Origin of the sequence: Hydrocarboniphaga daqingensis (assembly GCF_900129825.1) — a bacterium.
In the GTDB taxonomy this organism is placed as follows: Bacteria; Pseudomonadota; Gammaproteobacteria; order Nevskiales; family Nevskiaceae; genus Hydrocarboniphaga; species Hydrocarboniphaga daqingensis.
This window is the reverse complement of the sequence record NZ_FQWZ01000003.1, coordinates 193,891-212,567: the sequence shown is the minus strand read 5'-3', so window position 1 is coordinate 212,567 and position 18,677 is coordinate 193,891. Positions and strand designations below refer to the sequence as shown.

The window sequence follows — 18,677 nt, the reverse complement described above, 5'->3', positions numbered from 1 at the left end:
GCTGTACGGCGTTAGACGGCCGCGGCGCCGCCGACGATTTCGGCGAGTTCCTTGGTGATGCTGGCCTGACGCGCCTTGTTGTAGGCGAGCTGCAAGCCCTGAATGATCTTGCCGGCGTTGTCGGTGGCGGCCTTCATCGCCACCATGCGCGCGGACTGCTCCGAGGCGGTGTTCTCGATCACGGCCTGGTAGACCTGCGACTCGATGTAGCGCTGCAGCACGCTGTCGAGCAGCTCGGTGGCACCGGGCTCATAGATGTAGTCCCAGCTCTTCAGCAAGCCGGTGGCCGGCGTCGCTTCGATCGGCAACAGCTGCTGCACCGTCGGGCGCTGCGTCATCGTGTTGACGAAGTTGGCGTAGACGACATAAACGCGATCGACTTCACCGTTGCGGAACGCGTCGGTCACGACCTTGATCGTGCCAAACACGGACTCCAGCGTCGGCTTGTCGCCAAGTCCCGACGCGGTCGCCAGCACCTTGCCGCCAACACGCTTGAAGAAGCTGATGCCCTTGTTGCCGACGATCGCCAGATCGGCGTCGACGCCCTTGTCCTTCCATTCCTTGATCGAACGGATCGAGGCACGGAAGGTGTTGACGTTGATGCCACCCGCCAGACCACGATCGGTCGAGATGATCAGGTAGGCAACGCGCTTGACCGGGCGATCGACCATGAACTGGTGGCGATACTCGGGCTGCGCATTGGCCAGATGACCCATCGTCCGGCGGATCGCCTCAGCGTAAGGACGCGCAGCCAGCATGCGTTCCTGCGCGCGGCGCATCTTCGACATCGCCACTTTTTCCATCGCACGCGTGATCTTCTGCGTGTTCTTCACGCTCTTGATCTTGGTGCGGATTTCCTTTGCGCCGGCCATCGCCTGCTCCTAGTGCTGGCCGACCTTAGATCGCGCTCTGCTTCTTGAACGCGTCGAGCGCGGCTTTCAGCTCGCCTTCGATCGCGTCGTTCCAGTCGCCCTTGACGTTGATCTTGTCCATCAACGGCTTGTAGGCCGACGCCAGGAACTGCTGCATGCTGGCCTCCCATTCGCCGATCTTGTCGACCGAGACGGAATCCAGGTAGCCCTTTTCAGCGGCGTACAGCGAGGCGGCCATTTCGGCGACGCTCATCGGCGCGTACTGCTTCTGCTTCATCAGCTCGGTCACGCGCTGGCCGCGCTCGAGCTGCGCACGGGTGGCCGCGTCGAGGTCAGAGGCGAACTGCGCAAACGCGGCGAGTTCACGGTACTGGGCGAGCGCCAGCTTGGTGCCGCCCGAGAGCTTCTTGATGACCTTGGTCTGAGCGGCGCCACCGACGCGGCTCACCGAGATACCGGAGTTCACGGCCGGACGAATACCGGCGTTGAACAGGTCGGTTTCGAGGAAGATCTGGCCGTCGGTGATCGAGATCACGTTGGTCGGAACGAAGGCCGACACGTCACCGGCCTGGGTTTCGATGATCGGCAGCGCGGTCAGCGAGCCGGTCTTGCCCTTCACTTCGCCGTTGGTGAACTTCTCGACGTAGTCGGCGTTGACGCGGGCCGCACGCTCGAGCAGACGGGAGTGGAGATAGAACACGTCGCCCGGGTAGGCTTCACGGCCCGGCGGACGCTTCAGCAGCAGCGACACCTGACGATAGGCGACGGCCTGCTTGGAGAGGTCGTCGTACACGATCAGCGCGTCTTCGCCGCGGTCACGGAAGTATTCGCCCATCGTGCAGCCGGAGTACGGTGCGATGTACTGCAGCGCAGCGGCTTCGGAAGCCGAAGCGGCGACGACGATGGTGTGAGCGAGCGCGTCGTTCTGTTCGAGCTTGCGCACGACGTTGGCGATCGACGAGGCCTTCTGGCCGATGGCGACGTACACGCACTTAACGCCGGTGGACTTCTGGTTGATGATCGCGTCGATCGCCAGCGCGGTCTTGCCGGTCTGGCGGTCACCGATGATCAGCTCGCGCTGACCGCGACCCACCGGGATCATCGCGTCGACGGCCTTGTAGCCGGTCTGCACCGGCTGGTCGACCGACTGACGGGCGATAACGCCGGGGGCGATCTTTTCGATCGGGCTGGTGCCGGCGGCCGTGATCGGGCCCTTGCCGTCGATCGGACGACCCAGCGCGTCGACGACGCGGCCGAGCAGGCCCGGACCGATCGGCACTTCCAGGATGCGGCCGGTGGTCTTGACCGTGTCGCCTTCCTTCAGGTGCTTGTAGTCACCGAGAACGACGGCGCCGACCGAGTCGCGCTCGAGGTTCAGCGCCAAGCCGAACGTCGGGGCGCCGCTCTTGTCGGCCGGGAATTCGAGCATTTCACCCTGCAGCGCGTCCGACAGGCCGTGCACGCGGACGATACCGTCCTGCAGCGAGACGATCGTGCCGGTGTTGCGCGCTTCGGTGGCCGCGTCAAAGTTCTGAATGCGGGCCTTGATCAGGTCGCTGATTTCGGAAGGGTTGAGTTGCATGGTTAATGCCCTGAGTGTCCGTAGGGACGCGGCCTGTGCCGCATCCGGCTGATTCTTCATCCCGGCCGCTTTCGCGCCCGGCTTGTCTGTGCTGCAGCGCTGCCTTAGCCGGCCAGCGCGCTCTTCATCCGTGCCAGCTCACCGCTGACCGAACCGTCGATGACGAGATCGCCTGCGCGAACCACCGCGCCCGCGATCAGGCTCTCGTCCGTCTTCCATTCGATCGCCACCTGGCGATGCAGACGCTGCCCGATGGCGGCACCCAACGCAGAACGCTGGGCATCGTGCACTTCGCTGGCCGACGTGATTTCCACGTCGACCCGCGACTCCGCCTCGGCGCGCAGCGCTTCGAACTGCTCGGCGATCTGCGGCGCCAGCTTCAGCCGACCGTTTTCGGCCAGCAGACGCGCCAGACCCTGGCCTTCGGTGCCGATGCTGCCGCCCAGGGACTGGGCCAGCGCATCGGACAACATCTGCCGGGTCACGCGCGGATGACCGATCAGCGCAGCCGTTTCCGGCACCTGCACGGCGGCGGCGATCGCCGCCAGACGTGCCGACCACTCCTTCAAGCTGCCGCTGTCACGCGCCAGCTGGAAGACGGCCTTGGCGTAGGGACGCGCCAGAGTCTGCAATTCGGCCATGGCTGCTTAGATCCGGCCGGCGAGGTCTTGCAGGATGTCGGCGTGCGCGCTGGCGTTGACTTCACGCTTGAGGATGCGCGCCGCACCGAGCACGGCCAGATCAGCAACCTGCTTGCGCAGTTCTTCCTTGGCATGTGCAACCTGACGGGCGACTTCACCGTTGGCGTGCTCAACGATCTTCTCGCCTTCCGCCGTTGCAGTGGCCTTGGCCTGCTCGATCATCTGCGTCGCCTGCTTGTTGGCAGCGGCGAGGATTTCCTGAGCCTGCACGCGGGCAGCCTTCAGGGCCTCGTCGCTCTTGGCGGACGCTTCCTTCAACGAAGCGGCGCCACGCTCGGCAGCAGCCAGACCTTCGGCGATGCGCACGCGGCGTTCTTCGAGCGCCTTGGTGATCGGCGGCCAGACGTACTTCATCGTGAACAACACGAAGATGAAGAACACGATCATCTGGCCAACGATGGACGGGATACTTGCCTGCATCGCGTTTCTCTTTTAGGTCGAGTCAGTCAAACGTTTACGCAAAGACGCGCAAGCGCGTCTTAGCCAGCGGGCTGCAGAGCGGCGAGCAGCGGGTTGGCAAACATCATCAGCAGGCCCATGGCGACGCCGATGATCGCGATGGCGTCCAGCAGGCCGGCGATGATGAACATACGGGTCTGCAGCATGTTGGCCATTTCGGGCTGGCGGGCAGCGCCTTCCAGGAACTTGCCGCCCAGCAGGCCGAAGCCGATGGCGGTGCCGAGGGCAGCCAGACCAAAGATCAGGCCGATGGTGATGGCCGTGTTGGCCTGGATTGCTGCGATCAACTCCATGGGATGCTCCGTCTCTATATCTATTGCGGTGGTTGGTACGGGGTACGGCTTACAACTGGAAACCAGGTACTACGTGCTGCAGACGACGGCGTGGCTCAATGATGCTCGTAGGCCATGCTCAGGTAGACGATCGTCAGCGTCATGAAAATGAAGGCCTGCAACGTAACGACCAGAATGTGGAAGATCATCCAGCCCATGCCGGGGATCACCTGCGCCCACCAGGGCAGCAGCGCGATCAGGATGAAGATCAGTTCGCCGGCGTACAGGTTGCCGAACAGTCGCAGTGCCAGCGAGAGCGGGCGGGCAAGGTATTCGACGGTATTCAGCAGCACGTTGGCGGGCAGCATCTTGGCGCCGAACGGGTGCGTCAGGAACTCTTTGGCGAAGCCGCCAGCGCCCTTGCCCTTGAAGCTGTAGACGAAGATCAGGATGAACACCGACAGCGACAGCGCGAATGTGGCGCTCATGTCGGCCGACGGCACGACGCGGATGTAGGCGTGGTGTGGATCGTGGCCCATGGCACCGTAGACCTGGGCCCAGATCATCGGGACCAAGTCCACCGGGAGCAAGTCCATGCAGTTCCACAGGAACACCCAGACAAAGATCGTCAGGGCCAGCGGCGCAATGAAGCCGCGCGGGCCGTGGAAGCCGTCTTTGACCGAGTTGTCGACGAATTCGATGATCGATTCGACGAAGTTCTGCAGCTTGCCGGGCACGCCCGACGTCGCCTTGACCGCCGCGATGCGGAAAATGGTCAGGAACACCAAGCCGAGAATCGTGGCGAAGAACAGCGTGTCCAGATGCCAGGCCGTCAGCGAGATGAACTGCTTATCGCCGGCATAGGTCAGATGCTGCAAATGGTGGGTGACGTATTCCGCCGGTGTTTGTTCCGCGCTCGCCATCACTCTTTCCAAAGCAAAGAGAACCAGTAGATCGAAAGGGTCGCCAGATACGCCGTGATGAACGGCAGGAACTGGTGCCCGAATATTTTAATTGCGGCGACGAAGACCACCGCCACCATGACGTACTTCCAGGCCTGCGCGCGAAAGAAATCCGACAGCATCGCACCCGGGTCCCGATGCGCCCGCCCCAGGGCCTTCAAGGCCGCGTAGTAGCTGATGAGCGCGCTGGCAGCCCCTCCGGCTGCTGCGGCCAAGGCGGCGTCAAACCCCGACACCCACCACCACAGCAATCCGGCCCCCAGGCCGACAGCCAGCTGATACCAGACGATGCGCGTTGCCAGTGACATGCCGCGTTACCGATGACTGGGTATCAAGCCCATCAATTATAGGGGGCCGCGATAGGCCAGTTCAACTGCGCTGATTGCCTGCGCATATCGCAATTGGCGATTCGCCCGATCGAAGCGCCGGATGGCCCTGCCACCGTTCGTCGCTCAGGCGCCTCCGCCGATGCGGCCAAGCAGGGCCTGCAGCTCCTTGTCGTTGCGGAAGCTGACGGTCAGTTTGCCGCGTCCCGACTCGCCTTGGACCAGCCGCACGGGCAGGCCGAAGCTCTGCCGCAGGCGCTGCTCGATCTCGCTGCCGGGTGCTGCCGGCACCTTGGACGCCGTCGGCCGAGGCTCGCCGCGGTTCTGTGCGGCCTGCACCAGCGCTTCGGTCTGACGGACGGTCAGGTGCTCGTCGATCACCCGATGGGCCAGCGCGGTTTGCGCGCTCTTGGGCAGGCCGAGCAGTGCCTTGGCGTGGCCCAGCGTCAGCCGGTTTTCACGCAGCCACTGCTGGACCTCGGCTTCCAGTTCCATCACGCGCAGCAGGTTGGTGATGCTGGCGCGCTTGCGGCCGACCGCCGTGGCCGCCTGTTCGTGGGTCAAGCCGCATTCGAGGATCAGCTTGTGCAGCGCCTCGGCTTCTTCCAGCGGGTTGAGGTCGGCGCGCTGGATGTTTTCGACCAGCGCCACCGCCATCGCGCCACGCTCGTCGAGGTTGCGGACCACGGCCGGCACGGTCTTGAGTCCGGCGAGCCGGGCGGCGCGCCAACGCCGCTCGCCGGCCACGATCTCGTAGCGGCCGTTGTCGGCGGGCCGGACCACGATCGGCTGGACCACGCCCTGGCTTGCGATCGAGTTCGCCAGCTCCTCAAGTGCCTCGGTGTCGAACGCACGACGCGGCTGATGCTTGCCGGGCTGCAGATCGTCGAGCGGCAACTGGCGCAGCTCTTCGTCGGCGTCGACCGGCGCCGCAACCGCGTTGACGCTGCTCAGCAGCACATCCAGGCCGCGGCCTAAACCTCTCTTCTTTACGCTCATCAGCTCTGGCTCAGGCCATGTGGTCGGTTGTCAGGCGAAGCTGGCCGCCGTCGTGACGGCGCAGCACTTCGCCGGCCAGCGCCAGGTAGGCCTTGGCGCCGGTGCTGGCAGCGTCGTAGAACATCACCGGCAGGCCGTGGCTGGGCGCTTCGGCCAGGCGCACGTTGCGCGGGATGATCGTGCGGTAGACCTTGTCCGGAAAATGCTGGACCAGCTGCGCGGACACGTCGTTGGCCAGGTTGTTGCGCGGGTCGAACATCGTCCGCAGCAGGCCTTCGATTTCGAGCCGGGGGTTGATCACCCGCTTGATCTTCTCGACGGTATCGACCAGCGCCGACAGGCCTTCGAGCGCGTAGTACTCGCACTGCATCGGGATCAGCACGCCGTCGGCGCAGACCAGCGAGTTGACGGTCAGCTTCGACAGCGCCGGCGGGCAGTCCAGAATGATGTAGTCGTATTGATGCGCGACTTCGGCCAGCGCCGTCTTCAGCGCGAAGTCGCCGGCGGGCTGGTCGCGCAGCTTGATCTCGGCCTCGGTCATGTCCGAGTTGGCCGGCAACAGCCACAGATTCAACGACGGCAAAAAGTGGATCGCATTCGCTGCCGGGGTTTTTTCCAGCAGCACGTCGCGGGCGCTCAACTGCAACGACGACTTGTCCACACCGACGCCCATCGTCGCGTTGCCCTGCGCGTCGAGGTCCACCAGCAGCACACGGCGCTTGGTGGCCGCCAGTGAGGCAGCGAGATTGATCGAGGTGGTGGTCTTGCCGACCCCGCCCTTCTGGTTGGCAACGGCGATGACGTGCGTCATGGAGCTTCACGTAGCGACAGGATGACCGCGTGCCGGTCCTCGTTCAGTTCCGGCACCTGCAAGCGGTGGATCGACTCGACCCGGCAGTCAGGCGGCAACGCCGAGACTTCGGCGTCCTCTAGTTTGCCCTTCATGGCGACCCATTGACCACCCGGCGCCAGCAGCGACCGCGTGCCGTCGACGAAATCCGCCAGGCTGGCGAACGCGCGACTCAGGATTTGCAGGAACGGCTCGGCAGGCCGATAGGCCTCGCAACGCGCTTCGACGACCTGCACATTGGCCATCGCCAACGCACGAACCGCGTGGCGCATGAACCGGGTCTTTTTGCCGTTGGAATCGAGCACCGTCACGGCCACGTCAGGACGGGCGATCGCCAACACCAAGCCCGGCAGACCGGCGCCACTGCCCACATCGAGCACGGGGCCATCGCCGATCAATGGCAACAGCGACAGCGAATCGAGCAGATGTCGCGTGATCATCTGCTGCGGATCGCGGATTGCCGTCAGGTTGTAGGCGGTGTTCCATTTCTGCAGCTCGTGCAGGTAGGCACGAAGCCGCTCGGGGGCGTCGGCGGGCAGTTGCAGGCCAAGGCGGTCGATGCCGCGATCGAGTCGGTCGGCCGGTCGGCCCTGAAGATTGAGGGAGGCCAACGGCGGCGACTCCAGCCTTGAATGAAGGCCCGGAGTATATCGGCCGGCCGGCCCGTCGGGCCGACAGCGGCGCCATCGCGACGACCGTTGTCGACCGCGTATCCGACCAGCGGGCATTTTCGCCCGACCAAACTAGGGCTTTTTCCCTAGTGCGCCGGTGCTTGGATATGGCTACGGTGCACGCGGGCGCCTGGTGGGGGCGAGCCCATTCCTCTGTAACGAACGGAAGCGCAGGCCAGTACGCGGGCGGGCCTTCGGCTTGCCGTCGCCACGCGCTTGCGCGTCCGTCACTCAATTTTGGTGACGCACCGATGTCGATTCCGTTGATCAAGTACAGCGCGCTGCTGGTGCTGCTGACGTCTCTGGCTGCCTGCGGCGGCGGCGGTAGCGAGCCGGACGAACCCGATGCCGGCGGCCCGGTGCCGACCATCGTCGACACCGACGGCGACAGCATCGCCGATGCCGTCGACAACTGCCCGGCGGCAGCCAATGCCAGCCAGGCCGATGCCGATGGCGATGGCTCGGGCGATGCGTGTGACGCGATCACCCCACCGGATGCACCGGCCGACAACGATGGCGACGGCGTGGCCGACACCATCGACAACTGCCCGACCACGGCCAATGCCGACCAGCGCGACACCGACAACGATGGCCTAGGCGATGCGTGCGACGACGCCACCGTCGTTCCGCCACCGCCGCCGGCCGACAGCGACGGCGACGGTATCGCCGACGCTAACGACAACTGCCCGCGCACCGCCAATGCCGACCAGCTCGACAGCGACGGCAACGGCATCGGCGATGCCTGCGACGTGCGCAATCCGCCGGCCGACGCCGACAGCGATGGCGTCGCCGATGGCAGCGACAACTGCCCCAGCACGGCCAATGCCGACCAGCGCGACACCGACGGCGACGGTGCCGGTGACGCCTGCGATGCAACAGCGCCAGATCGTGACGGCGACGGCATTGCCGACGCCAGCGACAACTGCCCCGCCGATGCCAACGCCAGCCAGCTCGACAGCGACGCCGACGGCATCGGCGATGCCTGCGATGCGCCCGCCCCGGCGCCCGACACCGACGGTGACGGCGTCGCCAACGATCGCGACAACTGCCCGACCACGGCCAACGCCGACCAGCTCGACACCGATGCCAATGGCGTCGGCGACGCCTGCCAAGGGCCGCCGGTGGCCGCCCGCTGCCCGCTGCCCGCCGGCGCACAGACGCTGCACGAATGGACCGGCACCGCTGAAACGGCGCTGCTCGGCACCACGCTGAGCGGCGGCCCGGCGGTCGAAACCTACGAACTCCCGGCCGGCTGTGAAGTGCGCGACGTGACCGTCGACATCCAGTGGGCGACGCCGCTGGAAGACCTCGATCTTGCGGTCAGTTTCCCGGGCGGCGGCCGGGCCACGTCGGCTGACTTCCAGCTGTCGGGCGAAGCGGTCGAGCGCGTCAGTGCGGCCCGCGTCGGGCCCGGCACGTTCTCGATGACCGTCACCGGCTACATCAGCGTGGCCACAGCATTCAACGGCCGCATCACCGGCATCGTCGGCGATGCGGGCAGCGGCGGCGGTGGCGGCGACACCGGCCTGGGACCGATCCGCGATCCGCAATCCGAGCCGGGACGGCCGCGCGTGGTCGTCGCCGACATGGATTCGGGCATCAACCCGTATCACGCGATCTACTACGGCGGCAGCGAGCTCTATCCGGACGCGCATCCGTCGTCGGTCACGCAGGAAGTGCTGGCCGAGCTGGGCGTGAAGCCCGAAAACGTGGTGCAGCTGACCCGCACCGGCAACCTCGCGGCGGACCTCGCCGCCGACAAGGCGTTCTGGGATCGGGTCGAGCGCGGCGTGCCGTATCACTTCAAGGGCACCAACATCGTGGCGATCTCGTTCGCTGCCGATGGCGACATCGTGCTCAAGCCCGACGTGTCCAAGAGCGCCCATGGCGTGGGCACCAGCCACGCCGTGCTGCGCGCCAATCCCGAGGCGGTGATGCTGTTCGTCGAGCAAGCCACCGATCTGGGCAGCGACCGCTCGCATGAATACAGCTTCGGCCATCCGGCCGTGGACATCGTCACCACCAGCTATGGCGTGTCGATTCCGCAGACCGGCTTCCCGCTGCCGGAAACGCGTGCGTTCCACATGACCTACGAGGGCGTGATCCTCAACGGCAAGCTGCACTTCTCGTCGGGCGGCAACGGCCCCGGCCTGACGCCGCTGCGCGCCGGCGCCGGACCGTGGTGGAGCATCGGTGTCTCCGGTATCGAAGAAGGCACGTCCGAAGGCCGCTCGCTGTTGTCCGGCAACTTCCCGGACTTCATCTCCGACTTCACTCAGGACCTGGCCTACTGCATGGACTGCCAGTCGGGCATGCAGAGCGTCGGCGGCACCAGCTTTTCGACGCCGCGCGCGGCCGGCGTAGCCTCGCGCGTGCTGCTCGACAGCCGCCGCGCGCTCGGCCACACCGGCGGCATCAAGACCGTCGACGGCAAGCCGGTGATGGCAGCCAGCGCGGCCGGTCGCACGATCAGCAACTGGTTCCTGCGCCGCGCGCTCGAACAAGGCGCCTACGCGCCGGATTTCTCCGAGTACGACCCGACGCAGGCGGTCACCGATCTGGTCGGCCTGCCGATCAATCCGGTCGCGCCGTGGCTGCAGACCGGCTGGGGTGATCTGTCGGCACTCAACGACAAGGGCGTCGTCGCGGCGGCGCTGAGCCATCTGGGTCTGGCCAAGACACCGCGCGAGAAAGCGCTGGGCTTTTGCGAGTTCCAGACCGAGCTGATCCTCGAACGCAAGCGGTACTGGGACCAGTTCGCACCGCTGCTGCCGGACGTGCTCGGTGGCGATCAGACCGGCACGGTGCCGGCACAGGACCCGTTCCTGTATTGCGCTTCGTCGGTGCCCGGTCACCCCGAAACCAATGATCCGGCCATCGTCGGCGAGCCCGGCGACGGCGGCGGTGATCCGGAACCGCTGCCCTGCCCGGCCGCTGGGCAGTCCGCAATGGTCGCGACGTTCTCCGGCACGGCCGGCACCGCGGTCGGCGGCCTGGGACCGGTCGGCACCGAAACGCGTCATAGCGTCACCGTGCCGGCAAGCTGCTCGTTGGCCTCGCTGACGGTGCGTATCGAATGGGCTAATGCGGCCGAAGATCTCGACTTGCAGGTGCTCGCGCCCGACGGCAGCGTCGCTGGCACTTCCGAGCAGACCAACCTCGCCGCCGGTGCGTTCGAGCAAGTGGTCGTCGCCAATCCGGTGGCCGGCACCTACACCGCGGTCGTGCGCTCATTTACCAACATCCAGACCGCCTACGACGGCAGTGGCCAGACCACCGGCGCGACGGCAGGCGGTGGCGGTGGAGGTGGAGGTGGAGGTGGTGGCGACGAGCCGCCGGCCGAAACGGCTTGCGCAGCGGCATTCGAGAGCGTCGCCGTCGGCGCCGATGTGGCGCGCATTGATCCAGGCCTGCGCTACGGCCTACCGGGCAGCCTGATCTTCACGTTCGCTGACAGCCGCGGTCGCGACGAAGGCTTGAAGCGCCTGCTGCAGGGCGGCTTGCTCAGCGCCGACGAAGCGGCGCGCACTTATGCGCTGAAGCGCTTGAACATGGTTCGTGTGCCGGTCGCGCTGGTGACCGGCAGCCTCGTCAGCAAGCTGCGCCGCGCAATGCAGGGCCTGCCGCTGATTTCGATCTGGGGCGACCACGCACGCGTGCCGTCGCTGGACAGCTCGGTGCCGCTGATCGGCGTCAACGCGGCGCGTCAGGCCTTTGCCAGCCCCTCGCTGCCGCTGACCGGTCAAGGCATCGGTGTGGCCATCATCGACACCGGCATCGACACCTTCCAGGGTGACCTGAAGGCCGTGCAGCACAACGTGCGCATGGTCGGCAACATCGCCGTACCGCTGGCCAATACCGAAGTGGTCAACGGCCACGGCACGCACTTGGCCGGCACGATCGCCGGCGACGGCACGATGTCCGAAGGCCGCTTCGTGGGTGTCGCGCCCGGCGCCACGCTGGTCGGTGTCGCCGTCGAAGTCGGCGCGCCGTATCTGTTCACGATCGAAGCGATGGACTACGTGCTGCAGATGCAGCAGACGTACAACATCCGCGTGACCAACCACTCCTACGGCCCGGGCACCGGCAGCGGCTTCCGCTTCGACCCGTCGTCGCCGGATTCGCAGGCGGTCAAGGCGCTGCACGACGCCGGCATCGTGCCGGTGTTCGCAGCCGGCAACCTCGGTCCGAACGACGACACGATCAGCGACGAAGCGCAGAACCCCTGCGCGATCGGCGTTGCTGCCGGTGACCGTGCGTTGCAGCTGGCGGACTTCTCGTCGCGCGGCACCGCCAATGGCGATGCGGTCGGCCCCGACATCACGGCGCCCGGCGTCAACATCACCGCGTCGCGTGCGGTCAACGGCATCAACTCCACGCCGACGCCGCGGCTCGACTATCCGGCGTACGCGACGATATCGGGCACGTCGATGGCCGCGCCGCATGTTGCCGGCGTTGTCGCGCTGCTGCTGGAAGCACGACCCGACCTGAGCTTCGAGCAGATTCACGAGGTGCTGACGACCACCGCCGATCCGATGACGCGGCCCGATGGCAGCGCGTATCAGCCGCACGAAGTGGGCGCCGGCTACGTCGATGCACTCGAAGCCATCGCCCGCGTGCTGGACCGCGACGTGCCGGTGACCGACGTTCCCGGTCCGGTGATCCCGGGGGCCGGTCGCACGCCCGTGGCGAGCTTCGCCAATAACGGCGGCACCCTGACCACGCCGGTGTTCTGCCTCGGCTGCGGCTCGGACCCGGAGTTCGGCTTCCATCGCTACACCTACGAGCTGGCGGCGAAGCCGGGCGTCGATGCGCTCGAAGTGGCGCTGACGCCGAGCACGCCCAGTGCCTTGTTCAACATCGACGTGCTCGGCCCGGACGGCGCCACGGTCGGCAGCGACACCACGCCCGGCGTCGACGGCGCCTTGCTGGTCACGGTCGCCGAGCCCAAGGCCGGCACGTACACGGTGCTGGTGCAGGAACTGGTCGGCGTCGGCGGCACGCCGTACTCAGTGGCGATCACGACGGTTTGCCCGGCCGACGGCTGCGACGCGGTCAATCCGCCGCCGCCGGTGACCGACACCGACGGCGACGGTCGCGACGACGCGGTCGACAACTGCCCGGCCGTGGCGAACTTCGACCAAGCTGACGCCGATGCCGACGGCATCGGTGACGCCTGCGAAACGCCGACGGGCGGCGACGCACCGGTCGCCGGCGACGATGCGCAGCCGCGTGTCGTCGTCGCGGTGATCGACTCGGGCATCAACCCGTATCACGCGTTCTACAACGCGGGCAGCCCGATCTATCCGGCCGGTTCGGCGCCGTCCTCCGTGACGCGCGACGTGCTGGCCGAATTCGCGGTCAAGCCCGAATGCGAACTGAAACTGACGCGCACCGGCAACTTCGAAGCCGACTTCGCCGCTGACAGCAGCAGCGGCTTGTGGGCGCGCGCGGCCAGCTGCGACGTGATGTGGTTCGTCGGCACCAATGTGCTCGCCAAGTCGTTCATCGCCGGCACGCGCGTCGTGCTGCCGGACAACGCCGACGACACCCACGGCGTTGGGGTGTCGGCAGCCGTGCTCAAGGCCAACCCCGAAGCCGTGCTGCTGTTCCTCGAGGGCATCAGCGATGCGTCCGAGGAATACGCGATGACGCACGCGGCCATCGATCTGGTCAGCACCAGTTACGGCGCGGTCGGCAGCCTGCCGATTCCGGAGCACATCAATCGCTCGTTCACTGGCACGCAGACCTTCGGCAAGCTGCATTTCGGCGCCTGCGACAACTCACCGGCCACGGCGCCGCAAGACGGCACCTGCGGGCCGTGGTGGAGCATCGGCATCGCCGGCTATGAGGAAGGCGACAGCAACTACAACACCGGTGAGCCGCAGGACGCGAGCAACGGCAAGCAGCTGATCAGCGGCTCGCTGCCGGACTTCCTGGCCGATTTCACGCAGGTGTTGCCGTACTGCGACGCCTGCGAAGACGGCTACGACGACTTCGTTGCCGGGACCAGCTTCGCCACGCCGCGGTCGGCCGGTACGACGTCGAAGATCCTGCTCGAACTGCGTCGCAAAGCCGGCCATCTGCGCGGCATCCGGCTGCCACCGCAGAGCACCGCGCCGCTGATGGTCTCCTCTGGCGGCATCGCGGTCAGCAACTGGCAGCTGCGCCGTGTGCTCGAAGTCGCCGCTTGGTATCCGCCGATCGAGAACTACGATCCGGTACAAGCGGTATTCGATCAAGTGGCCGTACCGATTCCGCCAGCGGCGCCGTACACGGTGGCGGGCTGGGGCGTGCTCAGCACCGACCAGGGTGGCGTCGTCGACGAAGCACTGAGCCTGCTCGGCGTGCGGACGCGGCCGCCCGGCGAAGTGCCGCGCACCAAGAGCGTCGACGCCTGCTACTTCCAGACGGCGTTGATCACGCTGCGCAAGGGCTATTGGGACTTCGTGGCGGTCGGCAGCGAAACCTTCCTGAATCCGCCGCAGCCGGACCCGTTCCTGTTCTGCGAGTAACGCGGCGGCGGCCCATCGCTGCCTGTTCGGAGCGACCGTCAACACCGGGCCCGATCGATGATGCCGAAGCATCGTCGATCGGGCCACGGCGATCGCAACGGTCGCCGTGCAACGACCCCGTGTGATGCCTCAGCGCTTGCGCGCGCCCACCACCAGCAAGACCAAGCCGGCGAGCAAGATGGCGCCCGAGGCGACCGGCGTCACCGGGAACGATTTGGTTTCCTGCTTTTCGATTTCGATCGGACCGATGTCGGCCACTTTCTCGTCGTGCTTGAACACCACGCCGCCGAAAACGAAGCCGAGGATGCCCAGCACGATCAACACCACGCCGAATCCTTTCATGGCGCAACTCCCTGTTCAGTGAATGATGGAGTTGCGGAGTACGCCAGCGCTGATGCGTCTGCAGGCTGAATCAGGCTAGCTGCCGGGCAGCCACAGGCGCACTTCCAGCCCGCCGTCGATGCGGTTGGCCAGTGCGACGCGGCCGCCATGCGCCTCGACGATTTCGCGGCACAAGGTCAGGCCCAGGCCGGTACCGTCGGGTTTGGTCGAGTAGAACGGCAGCAGCGCGCTGGCCAGCACTGAATCCGACATGCCCGGCCCGCGATCGAGCACGCGCAGCAGCACTTGGCCGTCGGCCTGCGTCTCGACCGCAAGACAGACCTCGTCGGCAGGGCCGCCGGATTCGTGCGCGTTCTTCAACAGGTTGATCAGCACCTGTTCGATCTGCGCGGCATCGAAGCGCGACGGCTGCGTCGGCGGCTCGCCGACCGGCCGGTACGGCACCGTGCGTCCGAGACGCGCCAGGAACGCAGCCCAGTCGACGTCAACCTTGCGCGGCTGCGGCAGCTTGGCGAAGCGGGCATAGTTTTCGAGAAACTGCTTGAGCCGCGCGCTGCGCTCTTCGATCGTGACGAAGATGTCGTCGAGCAGATCGTGGCGCTGCGCCTGCACCGCAAGCCGGCCCGAGTGCGCCAGTGACGAAATCGGCGCCAGCGAATTGTTCAGCTCATGGCTGATCACGCGGATCACCTTCTTCCAGGTCTGCAGCTCTTGCCGCGTCAGCTCGCGCGTCAGGCTACGGAACTGGTAGAGCCGGTGCTCGCGCGTATTCAGCGTGAACTGATTGCGGGTCACATGCACGATCTCTGGCTCTTCGCCGTCGGCCTCGACCGTGTACAAGCCATCGCGCTCGGCAGTCGCCGCCTCGCGCAGGCCTGGCGGCGATTGCTGCAGCAAGGTCTGAAACACCAGGCCTTCCATGCGTCTTCCGCGATGGAAACGCTTGCGCGCCGCTGTATTGGCGTACAACACGTGGCCACTGGTATCGGTCAGCACCAGCGACTGCGGAGACGACTGGATCACCGTGTCCAGCAGCAACTCGCGCTGATACAGGTTCTGTCGCTCACTGCGCAGGATGTCACCGACGCTGTTGTAGACATCCGCCAGCTCGCCCAACTCGTCGTGGCGCGTGATCGCCAGGCTGACGCTGAAGTCGCCGTCGCGCAGCGATGAGACACCGTCGACCAGCGCGCGCAGATGCCGCGTCACTGGCGCCATCACATGTCGCACCGCGAGCATCGTCACTGGCAGCACGATCAATGCCGACAGCAGCACCGCCAACAGCGGCTCACGCAGATACCCGGCCATCAGGATGCCCAGCAGCGTACCGGCCAGCGCCAGCAGGCTGCACAGCAACAGCGTGCGCCCTTCGAGCGACAGCATGCGGCGGGTCATCTTGCCGCCGCGAGGCAATCGCGCGTGCGGGCGCGCAGGCTGCTCATTCTGGCTTGTGCAAGCCGAACTTCTCCATGCGCCGATACAGCGCCTGGCGCGATAAACCCAGCTCGCGTGCTGCGCTGGCAATGACGCCGCCACTGCGCGCGAGCACCGCCTGCACCGTGTCACGATCGGGCTCTGGCAGCGCATGCGTGGCCGCGCTTTCGGCCATCCGGTCGCTGACCGCCGGCAACCCAAGCTCGCGCGGCTGGATCACATCGCCCGCCGCCAGCAGACACGCGCGCTTGACGCAGTTCTGCAACTCGCGAACGTTGCCCGGCCAGGGATAGGCCAGCAGTGCGCGCTCGGCTTCCAGACTGAAGCGGTGATTGGCGTCGAGGAAGGCGTTGGCCGTGACCAAGATGTCGTCGGCCCGATCGCGCAGCGCCGGCACGCGCAGCTCGATCACGTTCAGGCGGTAGTACAAGTCTTCGCGGAATGTGCCGGCCGATATGGCAGCTTGCAGATCGGAATTGGTCGCGCTGATCAGGCGTACCTTCACGCTGCGTGTCTGGGTGCTGCCAAGCCGCTCGAACTGACCGGTCTGCAGCACGCGCAACAGCTTGACCTGGCCCTCGAGCGACAAGGTGCCGATCTCGTCCAGAAACAGCGTGCCGCCGTCGGCGGCTTCGAAGCGACCGACGCGGGCCTTTTGCGCGCCCGTAAAGGCGCCGGCTTCAGCGCCGAACAACTCGGCGCTCATCAACTCGGCGGGCAAGGCCCCGACGTTGACGCGAATGAAAGGCCCATCGCTGACCGAGCTGTTGGCCTGGACGATCTCGGCAATCTTTTCCTTGCCGGCGCCATTGGGACCGGTGATCAGCACCGGCACATCGGCATGCGCGACGCGTGTCGCCAGCGTGACGATCTCGTGCATCGCATCGCTTTCGTAGACCAGTCCGCACAAGTCGAACTGGCCGGCGACGCGGGTCCGCACGGCGCGACGTGCCGACCGCAGCCGGTGGTTCTCGCGTGTGGCCTGGCGCAGCCGCAGCAGGTTGTGGACCGTGGTGATCAGCTTGGCGTCGTCCCAGGGCTTGCCCAAGTAGTCGGCTGCACCGGCGCGCATCAGGTCCACGGCGTGCTCCAGGTGCGTCCAGCCGGTCAGTAGAATCACCGGCATCTCGGGTTCGACGTCGCGGATGTCGCGAAACAACTTGATACCGTCTTCGCCCGAGGTGGTGTCCGACCTGAAGTTCATGTCCTGAATCACCAGGTCGATGTCTTCGGCATCGATCACGCTGAGCGCCTCGTCCGGAGACGCGGCGCTGCGGGTCTTCAGGCCATGAAGCGCAAATAACACTTCGAGCGCGGTGCAGACCGCGCGGTTGTCATCGACGATCAGGATCGTGGCCATGGCATTCGGTTAGGGTTGCAGCGTTACATCGGTATCGACGGCGCTGTGTTGTCACGATACGGGCACAGCGCAGCCGATGCGAGTGTGGAATGTTTCAGATGCTGCGCGTCGCCAGCGCCGGCGACAGCCGCGATGCCCGCATCGCCGGGCCGAGCACCGAGCCGACACCGAGTAGCAGCAGCGCGACGACACCGAAGGCCAAGCCTCCCCAGGGCAACGGCGGCAGCGACATCTGGCGCAGTAGTAGCGCATTGAGCAACTGCGCCGCAACGAGGCCGGCGACCACGCCGGTGCCGCTGATCATCAGATTCTCGGTGATGAAGTAGCGGACGATGTCGGCGCGTGTGGCGCCCAGCGCACGGCGTACGCCGATCTGCTTGCGCCGCAGATTGACCCACAAGCTGGCCATGCCGACGATGCCGCTGGCGGTGACGATCAGCAGGAACACCGTGACCGCCAGCAGCAGACCCGCCACCGCATATTCCCCGCGATAGCGCTTGGCACGCAGATCCGCAATCGATTCCAAGCCGCGTGTCGTCACGCGGTCGGGCTCGTTGCGCGCCAAGGTATCGAGGATCTGCTGGCGCGTATCGGGCGCTGCGTCGGCGCGCAAGCGCACCACGTAATAGTTGTACGGCTGCAGCAAGCGCTGCGGAAAGATGACGCTGTTCAGATGCCGCTCGCTGGTCTGGGCCCACGGCGTTTCGATGTGGTCGACGACACCAATGATCTGCAGCGCCGGTGAATCAGCCGTGTTGCCCAGGTAGACGGTCTTGCCGAGCACCGAGGCTTCGTTCGGGAACAGGGTCTTGGCCAAGCCGCGCGTCACCAGTGCTGTGGGTGGGTTGTCGCGGGAGGTGTTCGGGTCAATCACCAGAATCTCATCCGGTCGAAAGTAGCGACCCTCGACCAGCTTGACACCCAGCGTCGGCAGCAGATGTCCGTCGTCGAACACCATGCCGGCGTTGACGCTGGGCGACTCGCGGCGATTCTGCACAGCAAAGCTACCGCTCCAACCGCCACCGCCGAGTGGGACCTGATTGGTGATGGCGACGCTTTCAACGCCCGGAACGGCTTGCAGGCTGCGCAGGTCACGCTGCGCCATCGCATCGATGTTCTGCGGCGAGTTCATCGTGTAGCGCACCGCCAGCACGCGCTGTTCATCATCGACGCCCGAGGGTCGCGCCGCGATCGCGAGACGGTCGCGTATCACGTAGGCGGCATTGATCGTGATCGCGAACGTCAATGCGATCTGCGCTGCAATCAGCAGCGCACCGGTCTTGTTGCGCATCAGGGCCGACAGGATCGGACGGATTTCCATGGTTCGGTTCT

General features: G+C 66.1%; 15 protein-coding genes. 1 reads left to right on the top strand and 14 read right to left on the bottom strand.

What is annotated here, in order from left to right:
* Window positions 1–11: 11 nt before the first annotated feature.
* From atpG to rsmG, 10 genes are all read right to left on the bottom strand, one after another.
* On the bottom strand, window positions 12–872 hold the full coding sequence (gene atpG, locus BUB09_RS06930) for a F0F1 ATP synthase subunit gamma (RefSeq protein ID WP_072896021.1): 861 nt from the start codon (window positions 870–872) through the stop codon (window positions 12–14).
* Window positions 873–897: 25 nt separating this feature from the next.
* The gene (gene atpA, locus BUB09_RS06925; RefSeq protein WP_072896019.1) at window positions 898–2,454 is read right to left on the bottom strand and encodes a F0F1 ATP synthase subunit alpha; all 1,557 of its coding nucleotides are present in this window, start codon (window positions 2,452–2,454) and stop codon (window positions 898–900) included.
* 104 nt (window positions 2,455–2,558) lie between these two features.
* On the bottom strand, window positions 2,559–3,095 hold the full coding sequence (locus tag BUB09_RS06920; RefSeq protein WP_072896016.1) for a F0F1 ATP synthase subunit delta: 537 nt from the start codon (window positions 3,093–3,095) through the stop codon (window positions 2,559–2,561).
* Window positions 3,096–3,101: 6 nt separating this feature from the next.
* Window positions 3,102–3,575: a F0F1 ATP synthase subunit B gene (locus BUB09_RS06915; protein WP_072896013.1), complete on the bottom strand. Its 474-nt coding sequence runs from the start codon at window positions 3,573–3,575 to the stop codon at window positions 3,102–3,104.
* Between the two features lie 59 nt (window positions 3,576–3,634).
* Entirely contained in the window at window positions 3,635–3,907 is a 273-nt protein-coding gene (atpE, locus tag BUB09_RS06910) for a F0F1 ATP synthase subunit C (protein ID WP_072896011.1), read from the bottom strand.
* A gap of 95 nt (window positions 3,908–4,002) precedes the next feature.
* Complete coding sequence (gene atpB / locus BUB09_RS06905; RefSeq protein ID WP_072896009.1) at window positions 4,003–4,809, bottom strand: F0F1 ATP synthase subunit A; 807 nt, start codon at window positions 4,807–4,809, stop codon at window positions 4,003–4,005.
* Window positions 4,809–5,156 carry an ATP synthase subunit I gene (locus tag BUB09_RS06900; RefSeq protein ID WP_072896006.1) on the bottom strand — a complete coding sequence of 116 codons (348 nt, stop codon included), beginning with the start codon at window positions 5,154–5,156 and terminating at the stop codon, window positions 4,809–4,811. The genes atpB and BUB09_RS06900 overlap by 1 nt, the downstream gene beginning before the upstream one ends.
* A gap of 144 nt (window positions 5,157–5,300) precedes the next feature.
* Window positions 5,301–6,173: a ParB/RepB/Spo0J family partition protein gene (locus BUB09_RS06895; RefSeq protein WP_072896003.1), complete on the bottom strand. Its 873-nt coding sequence runs from the start codon at window positions 6,171–6,173 to the stop codon at window positions 5,301–5,303.
* Window positions 6,174–6,183: 10 nt separating this feature from the next.
* Window positions 6,184–6,984: a ParA family protein gene (locus tag BUB09_RS06890; RefSeq protein ID WP_072896001.1), complete on the bottom strand. Its 801-nt coding sequence runs from the start codon at window positions 6,982–6,984 to the stop codon at window positions 6,184–6,186.
* Window positions 6,981–7,634: a 16S rRNA (guanine(527)-N(7))-methyltransferase RsmG gene (gene rsmG / locus BUB09_RS06885; RefSeq protein ID WP_072895998.1), complete on the bottom strand. Its 654-nt coding sequence runs from the start codon at window positions 7,632–7,634 to the stop codon at window positions 6,981–6,983. Before rsmG ends, BUB09_RS06890 begins: the two co-directional genes overlap by 4 nt.
* A 311-nt stretch (window positions 7,635–7,945) precedes the next feature.
* On the opposite strand from rsmG, the gene BUB09_RS17480 reads away from it, so the two are divergent.
* The gene (locus BUB09_RS17480) at window positions 7,946–14,209 is read left to right on the top strand and encodes a S8 family serine peptidase (protein ID WP_072895996.1); all 6,264 of its coding nucleotides are present in this window, start codon (window positions 7,946–7,948) and stop codon (window positions 14,207–14,209) included.
* Window positions 14,210–14,338: 129 nt separating this feature from the next.
* Here BUB09_RS17480 and BUB09_RS06875 read toward each other — a convergent pair whose 3' ends face one another.
* The 4 genes from BUB09_RS06875 to BUB09_RS06860 all read right to left on the bottom strand — a co-directional run bounded on the left by BUB09_RS06875 (window position 14,339) and on the right by BUB09_RS06860 (window position 18,666).
* Window positions 14,339–14,551 carry a DUF3185 domain-containing protein gene (locus BUB09_RS06875; protein WP_072895993.1) on the bottom strand — a complete coding sequence of 71 codons (213 nt, stop codon included), beginning with the start codon at window positions 14,549–14,551 and terminating at the stop codon, window positions 14,339–14,341.
* A gap of 75 nt (window positions 14,552–14,626) precedes the next feature.
* Window positions 14,627–15,946, bottom strand: a complete 1,320-nt coding sequence (locus BUB09_RS06870; protein ID WP_072895991.1) for a sensor histidine kinase — start codon at window positions 15,944–15,946, stop codon at window positions 14,627–14,629.
* Between the two features lie 43 nt (window positions 15,947–15,989).
* Window positions 15,990–17,345: a sigma-54-dependent transcriptional regulator gene (locus BUB09_RS06865; RefSeq protein WP_072895989.1), complete on the bottom strand. Its 1,356-nt coding sequence runs from the start codon at window positions 17,343–17,345 to the stop codon at window positions 15,990–15,992.
* 94 nt (window positions 17,346–17,439) lie between these two features.
* Window positions 17,440–18,666: an ABC transporter permease gene (locus BUB09_RS06860; RefSeq protein ID WP_072895987.1), complete on the bottom strand. Its 1,227-nt coding sequence runs from the start codon at window positions 18,664–18,666 to the stop codon at window positions 17,440–17,442.
* Window positions 18,667–18,677: the final 11 nt, after the last annotated feature.